At 30.0% G+C, this 1,259-nt stretch carries 1 protein-coding gene; it reads right to left on the bottom strand.

The genetic code is table 11. The features are described 5' to 3' along the window. The coding region (locus MT391_RS20630; protein WP_499499965.1) for a hypothetical protein at nucleotides 1-267 on the bottom strand (267 nt) is incomplete at its 3' end. Nucleotides 268-1,259: the final 992 nt, after the last annotated feature.

The following is a 1,259-nucleotide window of genomic DNA, read 5'->3' as shown; positions in this document are numbered from 1 at the left end:
TCTCGGAACCAAATCACTCATTCTCACCACACGGTCTAACTTATGTTGAAAATTAGTAGGATGCAAAGGATCTAGTTTATAGAAATTCTCAGTATATTCGCGATGCATCATAGTAGCGATATTATAGGTTTCGTAACACAAAGGTTTACAAGACTCATCAACCAAATAACTAACTGTGCCTGCTATATTAAAACTAGAACTCAATAATGTAACAACTTCATTTTGAAACTCATGTAATTGCACTATATTAGCGTTAAGACTTCCCATATAAAACCTCCCTGAATATACCAATTACTTAACATGTTAAGTATTTAACGAAGAGATGCTACCTTATTTGTAATCATTAAAAAGTTAATAACTTCACACTATTAAATTTTTTATTTGAATATGACCTATTACAAATTATTGATTAACGTATGCCTAATATTAAAGAACTGTAAAGCATCGTAAAATACAATAGGGAAGTTGGCACATGGTCTGCCATAGATATTCGATACTTTGCCGACATTTAGGATTGATGAAGATCCATCATAACTTTCCTATTTTTTTTAAATTATAGCAATGCCAGCTCTTCTATTTTATTACATAAGGTTCGCTTCGATACTTATTCGCTCTCCATCACTTTGAACACATCTTTTTTGATAAAACCCATTAATTAACTGGTCAATGAACAGCTTCTCAGCGCGGGCACGAATGGTGACGTAAAAACACCAGTTAATGACGTTCTAAAGCTTATAATCTAATAAAGTTTATAAAATTTAATGCTCTAAAAATTGTAGTACTCAGTTATTTCCTTTCTTTATTTTTTCATTTACTGAATGAGAAATTACGAAGTTGATGATCCATAAAATATATTTCACTCCTGTATTTGTATGGTTTTTTTAAATGTTTTTAAAAAATCATTTAACCTTTTTTAACCTGTTTAAAGCAATTTTCAAAGTAAAAATCAGCTCTATTTTAAATACATTAAAAATGGTAAAACCTATCAATTATTGCTTTTTTTATATTTATCATTTAAGTTACTCTATACTACAAAACTGCTCTACAACACTTACTCTCATTGACTTGCCTGCTTGATAAAAAGAAGACATTTACTGCTTTTCATCTAATTAACTTCACTTTAAAAACAAGCTTATTATTATCCTTCCAATAGCAAGGAAGACACCGAACCACTGTTATTACTGGGTTTATTCATTAGCACAACAAAGTGAACCATTTCTTCATTCCATCCGTATCACAATCTTTACAATGCACAAATT

The organism is Vibrio sp. 1-Bac 57 (assembly GCF_037546855.1).
Taxonomy (GTDB): Bacteria; Pseudomonadota; Gammaproteobacteria; order Enterobacterales; family Psychromonadaceae; genus Psychromonas.
The sequence above is the reverse complement of the archived record's forward strand: the minus strand, read 5'-3'. Positions and strand labels throughout refer to the sequence as shown.